The following is a 19,658-nucleotide window of genomic DNA, read 5'->3' on the forward strand; positions in this document are numbered from 1 at the left end:
AACACATGAGTCACTTTTTGGACCGCTTGACCTTCTTCGCTCAACCCAAAGAAGAGTTTGCAGAAGGCCACGGCGTCACCACGGGCGAGGATCGCACCTGGGAAGACGCCTACCGCAACCGCTGGCAGCACGACAAAATCGTGCGCTCCACCCACGGCGTGAACTGCACGGGCTCTTGCTCGTGGAAGGTCTACGTCAAGGGCGGCATCGTCACCTGGGAAACCCAGCAGACCGACTACCCTCGCACCCGCGACGACCTGCCCAACCACGAACCCCGTGGTTGCGCCCGCGGCGCCAGCTATTCCTGGTATCTGTACAGCGCCAACCGAGTCAAGCACCCGATGGTGCGCGGTGAGTTGCTCAAGCACTGGCGTGCGGCACGTGCCATCGCCAAGTCGCCGGTCGATGCCTGGGCTGCCCTGATGAGCAACCCGGAGACCCGCCGCAGCTGGCAGAAGGAGCGCGGCCTCGGTGGCTTCGTGCGCGCCAGCTGGGACGAGGTCAACGAGATCGTGGCGTCTTCGAACGTCTACACGATCAAGCAATACGGCCCGGACCGCATCATTGGCTTCTCGCCGATCCCGGCCATGTCCATGATCAGCTACGCCGCCGGTACGCGTTACCTGAGCCTGATCGGCGGCGTCGCCATGTCGTTCTACGACTGGTACTGCGACCTGCCACCTGCCAGCCCACAAATCTGGGGCGAGCAGACCGACGTGCCCGAGTCGGCCGATTGGTACAACTCGAGCTTCATCATCGCCTGGGGTTCGAACGTGCCCCAGACGCGTACACCGGACGCCCACTTCTTCACCGAAGTCCGCTACAAGGGCACGAAGACGGTGGCGGTCACCCCTGACTACGCCGAGATCTCAAAGCTGGCCGACATCTGGATGCACCCGAAGCAGGGCACCGACGCGGCGGTCGCCATGGCCATGGGCCATGTGATCCTCAAGCAGTTCTACTTCGACAAGCGTTCGGCCTACTTCGACGACTACGCTCGCCGCTACACCGACCTGCCGATGCTGGTGATGCTCGACGAGCAAGACACCCCGGCTGGCAAGGCCCTGGTTCCCGGCCGCTACCTGCGCGCCAGTGACATGAGCGGTGAGATCGGTGCTGGCACCAACACCGAATGGAAGACCCTGGCGTATGACGCCGACGGCTCCATCGTGGTGCCGAACGGCTCCATCGGCTTCCGTTGGGGCGCCGCTGGCCGTGCCGACGAAGGCAAGTGGAACCTGGAAACCAAGGAAGGCGTGAGCGACCGTCTGGTCGGCCTGAAGCTGTCGGTGCTGGAAGATGCCGCCAAGGCAGAGAACCAGACGGCCGAGGTCAACAAGGTCGCCTTCCCGTATTTCGGTGGCATCGACACGCCGAACTTCCCGAGCAACAAGCAAGGCGACATCCTGCTGCGCAATGTGCCCATGAAGCGCATCACGGTGCAGGACAAGAACGGCCAGACCCGCGAAGCCTGGGTGGCGACCGTGTTCGACCTGCAGGTGGCCAGCTACGGCGTGAACCGCGGTCTGAAGAACGCCGCTGGCCAGTTGGTGGACGATGGCGCCAAGTCGTTTGACGAGAACGTGCCTTACACCCCGGCGTGGCAAGAGCAGATCACCGGGGTGCCGCGCGCCCAGGTCATCACCGTGGCCAGCCAGTTTGCCGACAACGCCGACAAGACCAAGGGCAAGTCCATGGTCATCATCGGTGCGGCCATGAACCACTGGTACCACTGCGACATGAACTACCGCGGCATCATCAACATGCTGATGATGTGCGGCTGTATCGGTCAGAGCGGCGGCGGCTGGGCTCACTATGTGGGCCAGGAAAAGCTGCGTCCGCAAACCGGCTGGACGGCGCTGGCCTTCGCCCTCGACTGGTCGCGTCCGCCCCGTCAACAAAACTCCACCAGCTTCTTCTACGCGCACACCGACCAGTGGCGCTACGAAAAGCTGGGCGTCGAAGAGGTGCTCTCACCGCTGGCCGACAAGAGTCAGTTTGGCGGCAGCATGATCGACTACAACGTGCGTGCCGAGCGCATGGGTTGGCTGCCGTCGGCCCCGCAACTGGAAACCAACCCTCTGAAGGTCGTCAAGGACGCTCAGGCCATGGGCATGGACCCCAAGGACTACGCCGTCAACGCCTTGAAGGATGGCTCGCTCAAGATGTCCTGCCAGGATCCGGACAATCCGGCCAATTGGCCGCGAAACATGTTCGTGTGGCGCTCCAACATCCTGGGCTCGTCTGGCAAGGGACACGAGTACTTCCTCAAGCACCTGCTGGGCACCACCAACGGCGTGCAGGGCAAGGACCTGGGCTCGGAAGACGCCAAACCGCAAGAGGTCAAGTGGCACGACAAGGCGCCCGAAGGCAAGCTGGACCTGCTGGTCACGCTCGACTTCCGCATGAGCACCACCTGTCTGTATTCCGACATCGTGTTGCCCACGGCCACCTGGTACGAGAAGAACGACCTCAACACGTCCGACATGCACCCCTTCATCCACCCGCTGTCTGCAGCGGTGGACCCGGCCTGGGAAGCGCGCTCTGACTGGGAGATCTACAAGGGCTTTGCCAAGACCTTCTCCGAAGTCTGCGTGGGCCACCTGGGCACCGAGAAGGAAGTCGTGATGACCCCGATCATGCACGACACGGCTGGCGAGATGGCTCAGCCGTTCGACGTGATGGACTGGAAGCGTGGCGAGGTCGACCTGATCCCGGGCAAGACCGCGCCGCAGATCACCGTGGTCGAGCGTGACTATCCGAACGTGTTCAAGCGCTTCACCTCCCTGGGCCCGCTGATGAACAAGCTGGGCAATGGCGGCAAGGGCATCGGCTGGAACACCGACGACGAGGTCCATGCGCTGGGCGACCTCAACGGCCGCGTGCGTGAGGAAGGCGTCAGCCAGGGCTTCCCGAAGATCGAGTCCGACATCGACGCCACCGAAGTGGTGCTGATGCTGGCGCCCGAGACCAACGGCCACGTCGCCGTCAAGGCCTGGGACGCGCTGGGCAAGCAGACCGGTCGGGATCACACCCACCTGGCCCTGCACCGCGAAGACGAGAAGATCCGTTATCGCGACATCCAGGCGCAGCCGCGCAAGATCATTTCCTCGCCGACCTGGTCAGGCCTGGAAAGCGAAAAGGTGTCTTACAACGCTGGCTACACCAACGTGCACGAGTACATCCCATGGCGCACCCTGACCGGGCGTCAGCAGTTCTACATGGACCACGCCTGGATGCGCGCCTTCGGCGAAGGCTTCGTCTCCTATCGTCCGCCGGTTGACTTGAAGACCCTGCATGAAGTGCAGGATCGCAAGCCCAACGGCAATAAGGAGATCGCGCTCAACTTCATCACGCCGCACCAGAAGTGGGGCATCCACTCCACCTACACCGACAACCTGTTGATGCTCACGCTCAACCGCGGTGGCCCAGTGATCTGGCTGAGTGAAGACGACGCGAAGAAGGCCGGCATCGTGGACAACGACTGGGTCGAGCTGTTCAACACCAACGGTGCCATCGCGGCCCGTGCGGTGGTGAGTCAGCGCGTGAATCCCGGCATGGTCATGATGTACCACGCTCAGGAAAAGATCATCAACACCCCGGGCTCGGAGATCACCGGCACCCGCGGCGGCATCCACAACTCGGTGACCCGCATCGTGCTCAAGCCCACCCACATGATCGGTGGCTACGCCCAGCTGAGCTACGGCTTCAACTACTACGGCACCATCGGCACCAACCGTGACGAGTTCGTGGTGGTTCGCAAGATGAACAAGGTTGACTGGCTGGACGGTGAAGGTTCCGCCACCAGCGCACAAGGAGTGCATGCATGACCCCCAAAGCTCACATTCGTTCGCTCCCCCCCGTGGGGGCTGTTGCCTCCTTTGAGGCGGCTCTGCAGGAGGCAGCATGAAAATCCGCGCTCAAATTGGCATGGTCCTGAACCTGGACAAGTGCATTGGTTGCCACACCTGTTCGGTGACCTGCAAGAACGTCTGGACCAGTCGCCCGGGCGTCGAGTACGCCTGGTTCAACAACGTCGAAACCAAGCCCGGCATTGGTTATCCCAAGGAATGGGAAAACCAGAGCAAGTGGAATGGGGGTTGGGTGCGCAAGGCCAACGGCAAGATCGAGCCTCGCCAAGGCGGCAAGCTCAGCTTGCTGATGAAGATCTTCGCTAACCCGAACCTGCCCGAGATCGACGACTACTACGAGCCCTTCACCTTCGACTACGAGCACCTGCAAAACGCGCCCAAGTCGAAGGCCGCGCCCACCGCGCGCCCACGCAGCCTGATCACCGGTCAGCGCATGGAGAAGATCGAGTGGGGCCCGAACTGGGAAGAAATTCTCGGTGGCGAGTTCAGCAAGCGCAGCAAGGACCAGAACTTCGAAGACATCCAGAAGGACATCTACGGTCAGTTCGAAAACACCTTCATGATGTACTTGCCTCGCCTGTGCGAGCACTGCCTGAACCCCGCCTGCGTGGCATCGTGTCCTTCGGGCTCGATCTACAAGCGCGAGGAAGACGGCATCGTCCTGATCGACCAGGACAAGTGCCGCGGCTGGCGCATGTGCGTCTCGGGCTGTCCGTACAAGAAGATCTACTACAACTGGAAGTCGGGCAAGGCCGAGAAGTGCATCTTCTGCTACCCCCGTATCGAAGCCGGCCAACCCACGGTCTGCTCCGAAACCTGCGTGGGCCGCATCCGCTACCTGGGTGTGCTGCTGTATGACGCAGACGGCATCCAGGCCGCCGCCAGCGTCGAGCACGACCGTGACCTGTACCAGGCCCAGCTGAACCTGTTCCTGGACCCCAACGATCCCAAGGTGATCGAACAGGCCCGCAAGGACGGCATCCCTGAAGCCTGGCTGGTCGCTGCCCGCCACAGCCCCGTCTACAAGATGGCCGTGGACTGGAAGGTGGCCCTGCCGCTGCACCCCGAGTACCGCACGCTGCCCATGGTCTGGTACGTGCCGCCTCTGTCTCCCATCCAGGCTGCGGCCAACGTGGGCGACTTGGGCGTCAACGGTCAGATCCCCGACGTCAAGCAGCTGCGCATCCCGGTCAAGTACCTGGCCAACCTGCTGACCGCCGGCGACACCTTCCCGGTGACTCGCGCGCTGGAACGCATGCTGGCGATGCGCGCTTACATGCGCAGCCGCCACGTGGATGGCGTCGAGAACACCGAGGTGCTGGCCCAGGTGGCGATGGACAAGCACACCGTGGAGGACATGTACCACGTGATGGCCATTGCCAACTACGAAGACCGCTTCGTGATCCCGTCGGCTCACCGTGAGTACGCCGAGGATGCCTTCGACCTGCGCGGTGGCTGCGGCTTCACCTTTGGCAACGGTTGTTCGGATGGTGCCAGCGATTCCAGCCTGTTTGGTGGAACCAAAAAGCGCACTATTCCCATCAAGTCGGAGATGTGAGCATGACTTCATTTTTTCAACGTCAGCCTGACGTCACCCCGAGCTACACCTTGCGGGCGCTGGCTCACCTGCTCAGCTACCCCGGCGCCGACCTGCGTGCCGTGCTGCCCGAGTTGCAGCAGGTGCTGGCCAACGAAGGCGCGGTGAGCGACCAGCGCTTGCTGGGCCTCAACAAACTGCTCGGCACGCTGATCCAGCAGGATCCGTTTGCCGTGGAGGAGGCCTATGTCGAGCTGTTCGACCGGGGCCGTGCCACCTCCTTGCACCTGTTCGAGCATGTGCATGGCGACTCGCGCGACCGTGGCCCGGCCATGATCGACCTGATCAAGACCTACGAGCAGGCCGGCCTGATGCTGGACCCGGCCAAGGTGGGCGGTGAGTTGCCCGACTACTTGCCCGTGGTGCTGGAGTTCATCTCGACCCTGACGGCCGCGCAGATGCGCGACTTCATCGGTGAGATCGCTCACATCCTCAACGCGGTGCACACAGCCCTGGTCAAGCGCCAGAGCCTGTATGCCCACGTCGTGGGCGCGGTGCTGGAAATTGGCAAGCAGGACATCGAGACCGTGGCCGTGGTGGCCGACGAGGACCTCGACGAAAGCTGGGCCGAGCCTGAAGCCTTCGCCGGTTGCAGCAGCAAGGGCCAGCAAAGCCCGGACCAGCCTCAACCCATCCAGATCGTGCGGCGGACCGCATCGACCCCCCAACGAGGAGCATCAGCATGAGCCTCTCTCATCAATTCATCTTCGGCATCTATCCCTACATCTGCGGTGCCTTGTTCATCTTCGGCAGCCTGATGCGCTTTGACCGCGAGCAGTATTCGTGGCGCAGCGAGTCGAGCCAGATGCTGTCCACGGGCAGCCTGAGGTGGGGGTCCAACCTGTTCCACGTGGGGATCATCGGGCTGTTCTTTGGGCACTTCGTGGGCATGTTGACGCCGCACGCGGTCATCCACGCACTGGGCATCACGGCGGGTCAAAAGCAGATGCTGGCGGTGGTGGCCGGCGGCATCCTGGGGGTCATCGCCTTGATCGGCCTGATCCTGCTGATCCACCGCCGCCTGACCAACCCTCGCGTGCGTGCCACCTCGCGTGGTCGTGACTTCCTGGTGCTGTTCTGGATCCTGGCCACGTTGCTGTTGGGCCTGTCCACGGTGCCGTTGTCCGTGCAGCACAGCGATGGCGGCACCATGCTCCTGCTGATGTCGTGGGCGCAGCACCTGGTGACCTTCCAGGGTGACGCTCCCAGCTTCATCACGGGCGTCTCCGTGGTCTTCAAGATTCACATGTTCATGGGCATGAGCTTGTTCGCCATCTTCCCGTTCACCCGCCTGGTGCACGTGTGGAGCGGCTTTGCTTCGGTGGGCTACATTGCCCGTCCGTGGCAGGTGGTGCGTAGCCGTAAGATCGGCATCAACAAGTAAGGGGCCGGGCGATGATGAGCGTGAATCTGTCCACCGCGGGGGCACGCCCCCTGCGCGTCGGTGATGTGCTGCTGGCCGATGACTCGACCAGCCTCACCGAATCCGAGTGTCGCCAACGTGCCAGCCTGGAATTGTTGCGCCAGGCGGCCATCGACGAGGGCCTGCTGGCCGCCGACGATCCTCAACCGGTCGATGGTGTGATGACCGAGGCGGCCGCCGAGGCCATCGACCTGTGGCTGGCGCAGAACCTGCAGGTGCCCGAGCCCGATGAGGCCTCCTGCCGCCGGCATTACGCCGCGCACCCCTCGCAGTACGCGCTGGGTGAGCGCGTGCAGGCGCGTCACATCTTGTTCGCGGTCACGCCAGGCGTCGACGTGAAGGCTTTGCGCCTGCGAGCCGAGCAGGCCTTGCTGGATGTGCGTGCCGAGCCGCGTCGCTTCGCCGAGGTGGCCGCGGATCTGTCCAATTGCCCCAGCTCCACGCAGGGCGGCGACCTGGGTTGGCTCAGTGCGGCCGATTGCGCACCTGAGTTCGCCCGCGAGCTGTTCGGGCAGGACGAAGGCACGGCCAACGTGGGCGTCTTGCCTCGCCTGGTGCACAGCCGCTTTGGCCTGCATGTGGTCGAGGTGTTGCAGCGTGACCCCGGTCAGATGCAGCCATTCGAAGTCGTGCAAGAGGCGGTTGCCCAGTCCTTGCGTCAACAGGTGTGGGTGACGGCTTTGCGCCAGGCCATGCAACTGCTGGCTGGCCGTTGGGAGGTCCACGGTGTGGACCTGGATGTGGCTGACTCACCGCTGTTGCAATAAATGGACGACGACCTGCTCAAGCGGATCCGTCGCTTTCGAACGGACTACTTTCCCCAACATCAGGGGCAGTTCAAGGAGTTGGTTGAGCAGGGCCAGCACCCCACGATCCTGTTCGTGGGGTGTTCTGACTCCCGTCTCTTGCCTTATATGTTGACGGGGTCGGGGCCGGGTGAGCTGTTCATTGTGCGCAACGTCGGGGCGCTCATCCCGCCCTATAACGGCCTGCATGGCCTGCACGGTACGGCAGCAGCCATTGAGTACGCGGTGCTGAACCTGCACGTCAGCCACATTGTGGTGTGCGGGCATTCGCACTGCGGCGCCATGAAGGCGCTCTACGAAGAAATCTCTCCGGAAGCCCAGAACCTCAATGCCTGGCTGGACCTTGCGCGCGAGGCCGCTTTGCCGGTGCAGGTGACGCAGGAGGCCTTGAGGCGTACGGAGCAGCGCTCCGTGGTGCTGCAACTTGAGCGCCTGATGGACTACCCGATGGTGCGGCAGCGGGTGGAAAAACGCCAGATTGCGCTACATGGCTGGCATTACGTCATCGAAGACGGAGAGATTCACGTCTTTGATGTCAAATCGGGCAAATTCGTCCCCGCTTCGGCGGCGGAGCACAGCGGAACGGGCCCGTATCACGACATGGACGTCGACAGCAGCTCGATCTTCAACGAGGTCGACTCGTCCTGGTATCCACCCTGCTGACAGGTCTCCGCCCGTCAAACGGCATCCGCCATTCGGACGAGGGGATAACGAGGGGGTCCTCCCTAAGGCCGGCTTTGCGCCGCGTCAAATCCACACCCGTGACTTATACCCAAAATCCACCTCAGTTCACAGGAGGAGGGGTCAATCATGGTTTCACGTCGGCTGGATGTGGTGTCGTACCTGGGCAGTCAGGTGCTGTTCCAGAACATGCCGGAGGCGGAGTTGCAGCGCATTGCTGCCGCATCGTGTGTTCGGCGCGTTCCGCGCGGCACCGAGATCTTCGCTGCTGGCGACGAATGCGAGGGGCTGTACCTGGTGGTGGATGGGTTGGTGAAGCTCTACGCCAAAGGCCCCAATGGCAATGAGAAGGTCATTGAGGTGGTAGGTGAGGGGGGCTGCGTGACCGAGGCGCTGCTGTTCAATGACCGACCGCACAGCGTCAACGCCAGCGCCCTGGGCGACGTGCAAATGGTCGAGGTGCCCAGAGATGTGCTGATGACCGAGCTCAATCGCAGTCCGGAACTGGCCCTGCGCTTCATCACCGACCTGTCGCGTCGTTTTGCGGGCCTGGTGCGTGACATCGAGGCCTTGACCCTGCATTCGGGCATCAAGCGCGTGGTGGACTATCTGGTGCAATCGCCCGACGTCGGGCTGGTACCCGTGACGCAGCGCGACGCCACGGTGTCACTGCCGGCCAGCAAAGGCACCATCGCCTCGCTGCTGTCGGTCACTCCCGAACACTTCTCCCGCATTCTCCATGAGCTGCAGGCCAACGGCCTGATTGCGGTGAACCGCCGCCAGATCCACATTCCGGATGTGCAGAGATTGGCGTGCTACGGCTGAAATCAGCGCCATATATATCCGTGAGACGCCATCAGCAAAGCCGCCAAGCGAGATGCTTGGCGGCTCTTTCATTGGGCAGTCAGGTCGGCAGAGGTCTTGTCTCAACTTTGCAATGATTGCGTCCTAGAATCGAACACGGTTGCCCTTTCCTCGTTCAACGGATTGCCCCATGCTTTCAGAAGACAAAAAACAGGAATTCATCGGCGCGCTCACGCAGAAGATCCGCGCCAATGGCCGGTCCGAGGCATGCCCGATGTGTGGCAACGAGAAGTTTCTGATGGTGGACGCCTGCCTGGTCAACGTTCTGCAGCCCGATGTCAAGAGCGTGACCTTGACGGGTGCCTCCATCCCCACCTTGGCGATCATCTGCGACAACTGCGGCTATCTGAGTCAGCATGCGGTGGGGGCATTGGGAGTCAGTCCGAACTGACCCCCTGCGAGGTGTGATCAGGCCAGGGTCAAAGCGGGGCCGCGCAGCTTGAACACATCCACGGTTTGAACCAGCGCTTGAGACTGGCTCTGAAGTGACTGAGCGGCCGCCGCCGCTTCTTCCACCAAGGCGGCATTGCCCTGGGTGACCTGATCCATCTGGCCCATGGCCTGGTTGATCTGGCCGATGCCCATCGATTGCTCTTCGCTGGCGTGGGCCAGATCCGCCATGATGTGGGCCACTTCGTTGACATTGGTGACCACGTCCTGCATCGTGCGGCCCGCTTGTTCCACCAGGCGGCAACCCTGTTGCACATCGCCCGCCGACGATTCGATCAGCTTCTTGATTTCCTTGGCGGCCTCGGCCGAGCGTCCGGCGAGGCTGCGCACTTCGTTGGCCACCACGGCAAAGCCACGGCCTTGTTCGCCCGCCCGAGCGGCTTCCACGGCGGCATTGAGGGCGAGCAGGTTGGTCTGGAAGGCAATGCCATCGATCACACCAATGATGTCGGCAATCTGATTGGATGAGGCACTGATGGCCTCCATGGTGTGCACCACCTCGGTGACCACCTGCCCGCCGCGTGTGGCCACGTCGGCGGCGGTGGACGCCACCTGATTGGCGTGGCGACCGTTGTCCAGGTTGTGTTGAACGGTGGCGGTCAGTTGCTCCAGCGAGGCGGCCACCTGCTGCAGCGAGCTGGCTTGCTCTTCCGTTCGTTGTGACAGGTCCAGATTGCCCATGGCGATCTGGCTGGTGGCGGTGGAGATGGTCTCCGAGCCTTGGCGCACGTTGTCCACAATGTGGACCAGGCTGTTGTTCATGGCTTGCAGGGCGGTGAGCAGGCGGCCCATCTCGTCCTGGCTCTGGATGTCCACATGGCCAGTGAGATCGCCTTGTGCCACTTGCTGGGCCAGGGCCACCGCCTGGGCAATGGGCCGCTGGATCGAGCGGGTGATCCGATAGGCCGTGATCGTGCCCACCACCAGCGCCACGCCCGTGAGGCTGAGGATCAGCAGCAAGGAGGTGTCGACGGCCTCTTGGGTTGCCTGGCTCCGTTCGCTGACCAGACGGCTTTGCAGGGCCGTGAGAGCGCTGATGGGGGCCTGCAGCGCATCAATGGCGGGCAGGGTTTCCTGGTTCATGGTCTGAATGGCTTGTTCTTGCTGGCCATCAGCCTGAAGTTGGCGAACGCGGTTGAACGACGCGACAAAGGCAATCCGCCGGGTCTTGATCTCCTGCATCATGGCCTTGGCCTCCGGCAGATAGATCAAGGTCTCCAGGGTCTGCATGGCGTCGTCAATGCGCTTCTTGTTCTCGTTGATGGACAAGTTGAGCTGGGCACGACGTTCGGGGTCGTCGGTGAGCAGCAAGGCCATGGTGTGGCGTGCATTGGCGCGGGTGGTGGCATCGACGAAGGCTGCGGCCTCGGACTTGCGCCATTCCACGTTGATGATCTGTTCGTTGTTCTGGCTGATGCGCTTGAACTGTGTGGCGGCGATGAGGGCGGCGATGCCGAGCATGAGCAGCAGCAGGCCGAAGCCGAGGGCCAGGCGTTGGCCGATGCCGAGGTGGCGGGTGGTCATGAGGATTTTCCATTTCAATGCGGGTCGGTCTCGGATGGGGAGGCCAGACCCGCGGGTGAGTGCGAGGTGCGTGTTGCGTACTGGGTGTTCAGGGTCTGCACCTGCTCCCGCAGTTCGGACAGCAGGGTGCTGGCCTGGTTTTCGTCAAAGTCGGTGCGGTAGACCTTCTTGACCCCTCGATGCGCCAGCTGGATGTGGACGGTGGGGCTGAGGTCGTGCCGGGCCAGGGACGCCTTCACGCAACTGAGCGCACAACCGTCGATGGCCACGATGGGTCGGCCGTGTTGCACGGCTTCCTGGGCCGTGCGGACCAGCTTGGGCACATGGCCCCCGACGCCAGCAATGCAGGACATCTCGGCGCTGCCTTCGCGGTCCAGTCGCACAGCCAGGTGGTTGGCGAGCTGGGCGGCGCTGGAGCAGCCTGAACAGGCATACACCAGAGAGAGTTGTTCGTGTTCGCGAGCCATGGCGCTGTCCCAGTGAAGATGAGGTCGGGTAAACGATAGGTGCACGGATGATGGGCCTGCGCGGCGCTTTTGGGGAGGGGTTGAAGCGGTAAAGCGGTCCGTTCTTGTCGTGCATCAAAACGGGCTGATCGAACGATGTGCTAACGCGCCATCGTTCTTTGGAACGATGGGCGAATCGCATCGGGTCGTTCGATCGGTGGGCTTTGCGTCATCTCAAAACCCCGAGGCGGTGTCGTCACCAGAATCCGCTCGGTGGACCGGGCTAGGGTTTGCCCGTGGGGTGGCGCGTGCCGGTCCGTGGATGAAAGGCTGGAGATGAATGCCACTCAAGGCCCGGAACTGGTGTGTCCGGCAGGCTCGCTGCGTTCGCTGCAACTGGCGGTGGACGCGGGTGCCGATGCGGTCTACATGGGCCTCAAGGACGTGACCAATGCGCGCAACTTTGCCGGCTTGAATTTCGACCTGAAGCAGGCGCGGCAAGGCGTGCAGTACGCCCGCGACCGGGGCCGCAAGGTGCTGATGGCCCTGAACACCTATGCGCAGGCCGAGGCGCCACAGCGCTGGTTCGATGCGGTGGACGTGGCGGCGGACATCGGCGTCCACGCCCTGATCCTGGCCGACCCCGGTGTGATGGCGTATGCGCGCCGCGCGCATCCTGACTTGCGCCTGCATCTGTCGGTGCAGGCTTCGGCGACGAACTATGAGGCCATCGAGTTCTACCGCGAACGCTATGGCATCCAGCGTGCCGTCTTGCCGCGTGTGCTGACGCTGTCTCAGGTGGCGCACTTGATTCGCAACACGAACGTCGAGATCGAGGTGTTCGGCTTCGGCAGCCTGTGCGTGATGGTGGAAGGGCGCTGCGCGCTGTCGTCGTATGCCACCGGGCAGTCGCCCAACAACGCCGGGGTGTGTTCGCCCCCGTCGGCGGTGCGCTGGGATCAGTGTGGCGAACGGGTGGACGCTCGTCTGGGCGGCATCCTCATCGACCGCTTCGAGTCCAATGAGTCACGCGGCTATCCGACGCTGTGCAAGGGGCGCTTCGACGTGGAGGGCACGGTGGACTACGCCATCGAGGAGCCCACCAGCCTCAACACCCTGGCCATCTTGCCGGACTTGATGCGCGCGGGCGTGTCGGCCATCAAGATCGAAGGACGCCAGCGCAGTGCCGCGTATGTGGAGCAGGTGACGCGCACCTGGCGCCAGGCCATTGACGCCTGCCGGGCGCAGCCCGAGCGTTACACGGTGCAGCCCGCCTGGACCGCCGCGCTGGGCCGATTGGCCGAGGGGCAGCAGCACACCTTGGGCGCTTTCTCGCGCCCGTGGCAATGAGCGCACATGCTTGCGCAAAGGATGGACATGTTCAAGTTGAGTGTGGGGCCGGTGCAGTACTACTGGTCCCGGGATACCCTGACGGCGTTCTACGCCGAGGTGGCCGATTCGCCCGCGCACACGGTGTGCCTGGGCGAGGTGGTGTGTTCACGTCGCCATGAGATGAAGCCGGAGGACTGGCTGGCCCTGGCGCGTGAGCTGAAGGCGGCGGGCAAGGAGGTGGTGATCGGCACCCAGGCCTTGCTGGAGACCGAAGCTGAGCTGCGCAGCCTGCGCCGCTGGGTGGAGCAGGGCGACTTCATGCTGGAGGCCAATGACACGGCGGCCGTGCGCCTGCTGGCCGGGCACTCGCCCTGGGCGATCGGCCTGCATGTGAACGTGTACAGCGCTCCGTCTTTGGCCGAATACGCGGCGCTGGGCGCCACGCGCTGGGTGGCGCCCGTGGAGATGTCCTTGCCCGATGTGGGCAAGGTCTGCCCGCCAGGATCGGCGGTGCAAAGCGAGGTGTTTGCCTTCGGGCGCATGCCGCTGGCCTTGTCGGCGCGTTGCTTCACGGCGCGTCACCATCATCTGCAAAAAGACCACTGCGAGTTCCGCTGTCTGGATGACCCCGATGGCCTGGCCCTGCGCACGCGCGAGGGGCAGGACTTCCTGGCGCTCAACGGCATCCAGACCCAGTCCGGCACGGTGCAGTGTCTGCTGGGCGAGCGCGAAGCCTTGCAAGCGGCAGGGGTGCAGCGTTTGCGCCTGTCGCCCACCTCGCAGGACTTTGCCGAGGTGCTGCGCCAGTTCGATGCCGTGATGAACTACGGTGCGCCCAGCAGTGAGGCGCTCGCGGGCGTCCAGGCCCTGCGCATGCCGGGACCTTTGTCCAATGGGTACGCCCGGCCCCAGCGCCCGGGCATGGTGTGGGTCAATTCATGAAACAGCTTTTGCGTAACGTGGTGCGCCGCTTGCCGGTGTGGCCGCCTTCGATGGTGATGGCACAGGCGCTCAACCGCCTGTGGTGGCCCCAGGTGGACGAAGCCACCCAGGCTGAGCTCTCTGGCCGGGTGGTGGAACTCGTGGTCGATGACCTGGGCATCACCTGCCGCCTCCAGGCCGGGCCGCGGGGCCTGTCACCAGCGTCAGCAGGCCAGCCCGTGGCGCTGCGCCTGAAGGCCACAGCGCTGGTCTACTGGCGCCTGCTACAAGGCCAGGACGACCCGGACACCTTGTTCTTCGATCGGCGGATGGTCATGGAGGGCGATACCGAGTATGGTCTGCTCCTCAAGAACACGCTGGACGCCGTGGGGCCACCTCGTTGGCCGTTTGCAGGGCGTCCCACCACGCACCATGCCCGCTGACAAGCCGACTCGCCCCGTCATTCCTCTCAAACCACAGTCGCCCCAGGTCACGGCCGCCTCGTCTGCCTCGATGACGCCGGCGCAAGCCCGCGCACAGGCCAAGTTGCAGCCGGCCACATGGCGTTGGGCCTTGTTGTTGCATGCCCCGCACCGGCTGGCGTTTGCCAGTGCCGTCGCCGTGATGACGGTGGCGGCGCTGTGGTGGTGGCTGGTGATGCTGGGTCGCAGCAGCGGGGCCTGGCACATGGGCATGGCCGTGCCGGAGACCTTTGTGCACGCGCTGTTGATGAGCCTGGGCTTCATGCCCCTGTTCTTCACGGGTTTTTTGTTCACCGCGGGCCCCAAGTGGTTGCGCGCGCCCGAGGTGAACGCGCGGCAGATCCTGCCGGGTGTGCTGGCGATGGTGGCCGGCTGGACCACGGTGCTGGTGGGGGCTCATGTGCATCACACCCTGGCCGCGGCGGGCATGGCGCTGGTCACCTTGGGTTGGGCGATGCTGTCGGGGCGCTTCGTGGGCATGGTCCAGCGCAGCCCGGCCCCTGATCGACTGCACGCCAGCCTGATTGCCGCCGCGAGCCTGATCGGTTTGCTGACCATGATGGCGACCTCCGTCGGTCTGGCCACCCAGGCTTACGCCGTGGTGCGCACGGCGGTGCTGCTGGCCTTGTGGTGCTTCATCGTGCCGGTGTATGTGGTGGTGGCTCACCGCATGATCCCGTTCTTCTCGGCCTCGGCCGTGCCCAGCCTGGATGCCTGGCGCCCCAACTGGTTGCTGTGGACCTTGCTCGGCATGGTCTTTGTGCAAGGGGCCTGGGTGTGGCTGGAAGCGCGTGGCCTGCCGACGCCGTCCTGGCTGTGGAGGGTGCGATTTGGCACCGCCCTGATCTCGGGTGTGCTGATCCTGGCCTTGGCCGTACGCTGGGGACTGTGGCGCAGCCTGCGCAACCGCTTGCTGGCCATGCTGCACCTGGGTTTTGTCTGGCTGGGTGTGGCCTTCTGCCTGGATGCCTTCACCGTGGGGATGCGCGCTCAGGGCGTGGACATTCCCTCGCTGCTGCCTCTGCATGCCTTGACGATGGGCTTTCTGGGCAGTGTGCTGCTGGCCATGGTCACCCGTGTGAGCTGCGGGCACAGTGGCCGCGTCCTCGCGGCCGATGCGATGGCATGGGGGCTGTTCTGGGGCTTGCAACTGGCGACGCTGACGAGGCTGACCGCCACGCTCTGGCCTGCGCAAGCCAGTCACCTGTTGCTGGCTGCGGCCACTCTGTGGTTGCTGACGCTGGGCGCATGGAGTGCACGCCACTGGCGCTGGTATGGCCAGCCCCGGGTCGACGGTCGGCCGGGTTGAGTCGGGACGCACCACCGCGCGTGGTGGCCATCGATCGGGCAAACCCTTGTATCGATGGGGTGTTTGGCTGACACCCGGTATTCCTGTGCGACAGACCCCTTGAATGGGGTCGAGTGGCGTCTGATCTACTTCAATGTCCGAGCATTTTGCTGGGTCGATCATCAAGTGACCGAACCATCAAAGTGACTGCCATGAAGTTCTCTCTCCATCCCTATCGCGGCTTCATTCTGGGCGCAGTGGTGTCCGCGCTCACGGTCTCCGGTGCCTGGGCCACCTGGGGCGTCCTTCGCTCCGAAGAAGCCGCTCCCAAGATCGTCTCCGGCAACGGTCGTCTGGACGTCCAGCGCATCGAGATCGCGACCAAATTCCCGGGGCAGGTGCAAACCATCGCCGTGCACGAGGGTGACCTCGTCAACGTCGGCGACATGATCGCGCAGATGGACACCACCGATCTGCAGCGCCAACTCGATGGCGTGGTGGCCATGCGCCAACGTGCGACGCAGGCCATGGCCCGCGCACAAGGAGAGGTGCGTGTGCAAAGCCTCAAGGCCAAGGTCGCGCAGATGGACTTTGACAACGCCGTGAAGATGCGCGACGACACGCTCATCTCCGACTCCGAGCTCAAGAAGCGCCAGGCACAGCGAGATGGCGAAGCCGGTGGCGTGCACATTGCCACGTCGGCGGTGGGTGAGGCCAAAGCGGCCCAGGCCGAAGCCGACGCCGGCATCGCGCGCCTGAAAAACGCCATCGCCGATCACACCCTCAAGGCACCCGTCGGGGGCCGCATCGAGTACCGCGTGGTCGAGCCCGGTTCGGTCATTCCGGCCGGGGGCCGTGTGGCCACCCTGGTCGACACCTCTCAGGTGCACATGACCATCTTCCTGCCCACCAAGGTGGCCGGTCAGGTCCGCGTCGGTGACGAGGCCCGCATCGTGCTCGATGCCGCGCCCGATCTGCGCCTGCCTGCCAAGGTCAGCTTCGTGTCCGCCGATGCCCAGTTCACCCCCAAGCATGTCGAGACCGCCAGCGAGCGAGAGAAACTGAGCTTCCGCGTCAAGCTGTCACTGCCGCCTGAAGTGGCCCTGACGCATGCGGGTCTGCTCAAAGGAGGACTGACCGGCAACGGCTTCGTGCGCCTGAGCGAACCTCCCGCTGCGACAGAGAGCAAGACCGCCGACGCCCGTACCGCCAGCGCCTGGTGAGCCCGTCATGCAGTACGCCATCATCGTCGAGTCGGTCAGCCATGCCTACGACGGCAAGCCGGCCCTGGATCAGGTCAGCCTGTCCCTGCCCATGGGCAAGACCGTGGGTTTGGTGGGGCCCGATGGGGTGGGCAAGTCCACCTTGCTCGCGCTCATGGCCGGGGTCAAGAAGCTGCAGTCCGGCCGCTTGAGCGTGCTGGGCGGGGACGTGGCCGATGCCGCCTACCGGCGCGAGCTGGCCCCCCGTGTGGCCTACATGCCCCAAGGCCTCGGGCGCAACCTGTACCGCTCCCTGTCCGTTTACGACAACATCGATTTCTCGGCGCGCCTGTTCGGGGTGCCGCCGGCCGAGCGTGACGCACGCATCCAGCGCCTCATGCGCGCCACGGCGCTCGATCCCTTTCATGCGCGTCCGGCGGGCAAGCTCTCGGGCGGCATGAAGCAGAAGGTCTCGCTGTGCGCGGCCCTGGTGCACAACCCAGACCTGCTCATCCTCGACGAACCCACCACCGGCGTGGACCCCTTGTCACGCCGCCAGTTCTGGGCGCTGGTCGAGAGCCTGCGACTGGAGCGCCCACACATGACGGTGCTGGTGGCCACCGCCTACATGGAAGAGGCCGAGCGCTTCGATCACCTCGTGGCGATGGACGAAGGCCGCGTGCTGGTGTGCGCGCCCACCATTGGGGTGCTGGAGCAAACCCGCTCGGCCAGTCTGGAGGAGGCGTACATCAAGCTCTCCCGCAAGGGCGACACCGCGCCGCTGCTGATCCCGCCTTTGCCCCCGCACGATGGCCCCCCGGCGATGGAAGCCGAAGGCCTCACACGCCGCTTTGGCGATTTCGTGGCCGCGCGCGACGTGACCTTCTGCATCCCCCGCGGCGAGATCTTCGGTTTCCTGGGCTCCAACGGTTGTGGCAAGACCACGACCATGAAGATGCTCACCGGCCTGCTCGACATCACCGAGGGTTCGGCGCGCCTGCTGGGCAAGCCGGTGGATGCGTCCGACCTGCGCACCCGCTTGCACATCGGCTACATGTCGCAGCTCTTCTCGCTGTACGAAGAGCTGTCCGTGCGCCAGAACCTGGTGCTGCACGCACGCCTGTACCGCATGGACCCGGCCACGGCCACGCAGGCCATCGAAGCCTCGCTGGACACCTTCGAGCTGCGCCCCTACGCCGAGGCCATGCCCTCCAGCCTGTCGCTGGGCATCCGCCAACGTCTGCAACTGGCCGCCGCCTGCCTGCACAAGCCCGAGGTGCTGATCCTCGACGAGCCCACCTCTGGCGTCGACCCGGCCGCCCGCGACATGTTCTGGCGCCACATGATCCGCCTGTCGCGCGAAGAGGGCGTCACCCTGTTCGTGTCCACCCACTTCATGAACGAGGCGCAGCGCTGCGACCGCATCTCGTTGATGCACCGGGGGCGTGTGCTGGCCGTGGGCAAGCCCGACGATCTGTGTGTCCAGCGTGGCTGCGAAACCCTGGAGCAGGCTTTCATCGACTACCTGGAGGCCGACCAGGAGGCCGAACACCTGCCGCATACCCCGATCGAGAACGATCCGCTGGACGTGCCCCTGACCCCGCCTGCATCCGAAGCCGCGCAGCCTTCGGCCATCGCCTTGTGGTTCAGCCGCATGTGGGCCTTTGCCCAGCGCGAGGCCATGGAGTTGCGCCACGACAGCATCCGCCTGGCCTTTGCCATCATCGGCCCCATCATCGTTTTGTGCGCGGCCACCTGGGGCCTGAGCTTCGATGTGGAGGACATCCGCTTCTCCGTGCTTGACCGCGACCAGAGCACCGACAGCCGTCGCTTTGTCGAGCACTTTGCCGGCTCCACGCACTTTGTCGAGATGCCGCCGCTCAGCGACGCCAGCGAGATCGACGCGCAACTGCGCTCCTCCCAGTCCTGGCTGGTCATCGACCTTCCGCCGGGCTTCGGGCGTGACCTGATCGGTCAGCGGCAGCCGGAAGTGGGCTTTTACGTCGATGGCGGCAGCCTGGTGCGGGCCGCGCACACGGTCAACTCGATCAAGGCCGTGTCCATCGAACACGCCGTGCGCCTCGCCCAGGCCACGCCAGGGGCCGAGGTGCCCACCATGCCGATCACGGTGGCGCCGCGCATGGCCTACAACCCGTCGTACCAGAGCGTTTTCGTGTTCGGCCCCAGCAACCTCATGCTGGCCCTGACCTTGATCCCGGCCATGCTCACCGCCCTGGGCGTGGTGCGCGAAAAGGAGATGGGCACCATGGTCAACCTGTACGCCTCACCGGGCGCCATCAGCGAGTTTCTGGTCGGCAAACAACTGCCCTATGTGGCGCTGACCTTGCTGAGCTACCTCACCCTGGTGGCCGTGCTGATCTGGGGCCTGGGGGTGCCGCTCAAGGGCAGTTTCCTGGCGCTCACGCTGGGGGCCACCGCCTACGCCTTTGCCATCACCGCCATGGGCTTGTTGATCTCGGCCTTCGTGCAAACGCAGGTGGCCGCGCAGTTCCTCACCGCCATCCTGTGCGTGATCATCACCACCAATTTTGCCGGTGTGCTCAGCCCGGTTTCCACGCTTGACGGGGTCAACTTCTACATCGCCCAAGGCTTTCCGTCCTCGTGGTTCCAGAAGGTCAGCCTGGGCGTGTTCACCAAGAACTGGCAAGTGCAGTGGCACACCCTGGGCGTGGCCTGCGTGGTCATGATGGGTTTTTCGGTCGCCTACCTGACGGCAGCCCGCCTGTTCGTCAGCAAGCAGGAGCGTTGA

16 protein-coding genes are annotated in these 19,658 nt (G+C 64.2%); 14 read left to right on the forward strand and 2 right to left on the reverse strand.

Annotated elements, in window-relative coordinates:
• The first annotated feature begins 5 nt into the window (after positions 1 to 5).
• The 8 genes from AC3WW4_RS08035 to AC3WW4_RS08070 all read left to right on the forward strand — a co-directional run bounded on the left by AC3WW4_RS08035 (position 6) and on the right by AC3WW4_RS08070 (position 9,634).
• Positions 6 to 3,830 (forward strand): nitrate reductase subunit alpha, encoded by a 3,825-nt coding sequence (locus tag AC3WW4_RS08035; protein ID WP_488827868.1) that lies wholly within the window; start codon positions 6 to 8, stop codon positions 3,828 to 3,830.
• A 76-nt stretch (positions 3,831 to 3,906) separates the two neighbouring features.
• Complete coding sequence (gene narH / locus AC3WW4_RS08040; protein ID WP_488827869.1) at positions 3,907 to 5,430, forward strand: nitrate reductase subunit beta; 1,524 nt, start codon at positions 3,907 to 3,909, stop codon at positions 5,428 to 5,430.
• Positions 5,431 to 5,432: 2 nt separating this feature from the next.
• Positions 5,433 to 6,155, forward strand: coding sequence for a nitrate reductase molybdenum cofactor assembly chaperone (gene narJ, locus AC3WW4_RS08045; protein ID WP_488827870.1), 723 nt, complete (start codon positions 5,433 to 5,435; stop codon positions 6,153 to 6,155).
• Positions 6,152 to 6,853, forward strand: coding sequence for a respiratory nitrate reductase subunit gamma (narI, locus tag AC3WW4_RS08050; RefSeq protein ID WP_488827871.1), 702 nt, complete (start codon positions 6,152 to 6,154; stop codon positions 6,851 to 6,853). Before narJ ends, narI begins: the two co-directional genes overlap by 4 nt.
• 14 nt (positions 6,854 to 6,867) lie before the next feature.
• Complete coding sequence (locus tag AC3WW4_RS08055; RefSeq protein ID WP_488829708.1) at positions 6,868 to 7,659, forward strand: peptidylprolyl isomerase; 792 nt, start codon at positions 6,868 to 6,870, stop codon at positions 7,657 to 7,659.
• On the forward strand, positions 7,660 to 8,361 hold the full coding sequence (locus AC3WW4_RS08060; RefSeq protein WP_488827872.1) for a carbonic anhydrase: 702 nt from the start codon (positions 7,660 to 7,662) through the stop codon (positions 8,359 to 8,361). It begins immediately after the preceding gene.
• 147 nt (positions 8,362 to 8,508) lie between these two features.
• Complete coding sequence (locus AC3WW4_RS08065; RefSeq protein ID WP_488827873.1) at positions 8,509 to 9,204, forward strand: Crp/Fnr family transcriptional regulator; 696 nt, start codon at positions 8,509 to 8,511, stop codon at positions 9,202 to 9,204.
• A 169-nt stretch (positions 9,205 to 9,373) separates the two neighbouring features.
• Entirely contained in the window at positions 9,374 to 9,634 is a 261-nt protein-coding gene (locus AC3WW4_RS08070) for a hypothetical protein (protein ID WP_488827874.1), read from the forward strand.
• A 17-nt stretch (positions 9,635 to 9,651) separates the two neighbouring features.
• Here AC3WW4_RS08070 and AC3WW4_RS08075 read toward each other — a convergent pair whose 3' ends face one another.
• Both AC3WW4_RS08075 and AC3WW4_RS08080 read right to left on the reverse strand, forming a co-directional pair.
• Positions 9,652 to 11,217: a methyl-accepting chemotaxis protein gene (locus AC3WW4_RS08075; RefSeq protein WP_488827875.1), complete on the reverse strand. Its 1,566-nt coding sequence runs from the start codon at positions 11,215 to 11,217 to the stop codon at positions 9,652 to 9,654.
• 14 nt (positions 11,218 to 11,231) lie between these two features.
• Positions 11,232 to 11,684: a putative zinc-binding protein gene (locus AC3WW4_RS08080; protein ID WP_488827876.1), complete on the reverse strand. Its 453-nt coding sequence runs from the start codon at positions 11,682 to 11,684 to the stop codon at positions 11,232 to 11,234.
• A 315-nt stretch (positions 11,685 to 11,999) separates the two neighbouring features.
• Between AC3WW4_RS08080 and ubiU the strand changes: the two genes are divergently transcribed.
• From ubiU to rbbA, 6 genes are all read left to right on the forward strand, one after another.
• The gene (gene ubiU, locus AC3WW4_RS08085; protein WP_488827877.1) at positions 12,000 to 13,013 is read left to right on the forward strand and encodes a ubiquinone anaerobic biosynthesis protein UbiU; all 1,014 of its coding nucleotides are present in this window, start codon (positions 12,000 to 12,002) and stop codon (positions 13,011 to 13,013) included.
• A gap of 27 nt (positions 13,014 to 13,040) precedes the next feature.
• On the forward strand, positions 13,041 to 13,937 hold the full coding sequence (locus AC3WW4_RS08090) for a U32 family peptidase (protein WP_488827879.1): 897 nt from the start codon (positions 13,041 to 13,043) through the stop codon (positions 13,935 to 13,937).
• Complete coding sequence (gene ubiT / locus AC3WW4_RS08095) at positions 13,934 to 14,359, forward strand: ubiquinone anaerobic biosynthesis accessory factor UbiT (RefSeq protein ID WP_488827881.1); 426 nt, start codon at positions 13,934 to 13,936, stop codon at positions 14,357 to 14,359. Before AC3WW4_RS08090 ends, ubiT begins: the two co-directional genes overlap by 4 nt.
• On the forward strand, positions 14,349 to 15,707 hold the full coding sequence (locus AC3WW4_RS08100; RefSeq protein WP_488827882.1) for an NnrS family protein: 1,359 nt from the start codon (positions 14,349 to 14,351) through the stop codon (positions 15,705 to 15,707). The genes ubiT and AC3WW4_RS08100 overlap by 11 nt, the downstream gene beginning before the upstream one ends.
• Positions 15,708 to 15,898: 191 nt before the next feature.
• Positions 15,899 to 16,909 carry an HlyD family secretion protein gene (locus tag AC3WW4_RS08105; RefSeq protein WP_488827883.1) on the forward strand — a complete coding sequence of 337 codons (1,011 nt, stop codon included), beginning with the start codon at positions 15,899 to 15,901 and terminating at the stop codon, positions 16,907 to 16,909.
• 7 nt (positions 16,910 to 16,916) lie between these two features.
• Positions 16,917 to 19,658 carry a ribosome-associated ATPase/putative transporter RbbA gene (gene rbbA / locus AC3WW4_RS08110; RefSeq protein ID WP_488827884.1) on the forward strand — a complete coding sequence of 914 codons (2,742 nt, stop codon included), beginning with the start codon at positions 16,917 to 16,919 and terminating at the stop codon, positions 19,656 to 19,658.

The sequence above is a fragment of the Aquabacterium sp. TM01 genome (genome assembly GCF_057808345.1).

What these genes read in the sequence shown, in the direction of transcription:
- AC3WW4_RS08060 (WP_488827872.1), top strand. Translation starts at nt 7,660, where the DNA reads ATGGACGACGACCTGCTCAAGCGGATCCGTCGCTTTCGAACGGACTAC.
- ubiT (WP_488827881.1), top strand. Translation starts at nt 13,934, where the DNA reads ATGAAACAGCTTTTGCGTAACGTGGTGCGCCGCTTGCCGGTGTGGCCG.
- AC3WW4_RS08075 (WP_488827875.1), bottom strand. Translation starts at nt 11,217, where the DNA reads ATGACCACCCGCCACCTCGGCATCGGCCAACGCCTGGCCCTCGGCTTC.
- ubiU (WP_488827877.1), top strand. Translation starts at nt 12,000, where the DNA reads ATGAATGCCACTCAAGGCCCGGAACTGGTGTGTCCGGCAGGCTCGCTG.
- AC3WW4_RS08055 (WP_488829708.1), top strand. Translation starts at nt 6,868, where the DNA reads ATGAGCGTGAATCTGTCCACCGCGGGGGCACGCCCCCTGCGCGTCGGT.
- AC3WW4_RS08080 (WP_488827876.1), bottom strand. Translation starts at nt 11,684, where the DNA reads ATGGCTCGCGAACACGAACAACTCTCTCTGGTGTATGCCTGTTCAGGC.
- AC3WW4_RS08065 (WP_488827873.1), top strand. Translation starts at nt 8,509, where the DNA reads ATGGTTTCACGTCGGCTGGATGTGGTGTCGTACCTGGGCAGTCAGGTG.
- AC3WW4_RS08105 (WP_488827883.1), top strand. Translation starts at nt 15,899, where the DNA reads ATGAAGTTCTCTCTCCATCCCTATCGCGGCTTCATTCTGGGCGCAGTG.
- AC3WW4_RS08090 (WP_488827879.1), top strand. Translation starts at nt 13,041, where the DNA reads ATGTTCAAGTTGAGTGTGGGGCCGGTGCAGTACTACTGGTCCCGGGAT.
- rbbA (WP_488827884.1), top strand. Translation starts at nt 16,917, where the DNA reads ATGCAGTACGCCATCATCGTCGAGTCGGTCAGCCATGCCTACGACGGC.
- AC3WW4_RS08035 (WP_488827868.1), top strand. Translation starts at nt 6, where the DNA reads ATGAGTCACTTTTTGGACCGCTTGACCTTCTTCGCTCAACCCAAAGAA.
- AC3WW4_RS08100 (WP_488827882.1), top strand. Translation starts at nt 14,349, where the DNA reads ATGCCCGCTGACAAGCCGACTCGCCCCGTCATTCCTCTCAAACCACAG.
- AC3WW4_RS08070 (WP_488827874.1), top strand. Translation starts at nt 9,374, where the DNA reads ATGCTTTCAGAAGACAAAAAACAGGAATTCATCGGCGCGCTCACGCAG.
- narH (WP_488827869.1), top strand. Translation starts at nt 3,907, where the DNA reads ATGAAAATCCGCGCTCAAATTGGCATGGTCCTGAACCTGGACAAGTGC.
- narI (WP_488827871.1), top strand. Translation starts at nt 6,152, where the DNA reads ATGAGCCTCTCTCATCAATTCATCTTCGGCATCTATCCCTACATCTGC.
- narJ (WP_488827870.1), top strand. Translation starts at nt 5,433, where the DNA reads ATGACTTCATTTTTTCAACGTCAGCCTGACGTCACCCCGAGCTACACC.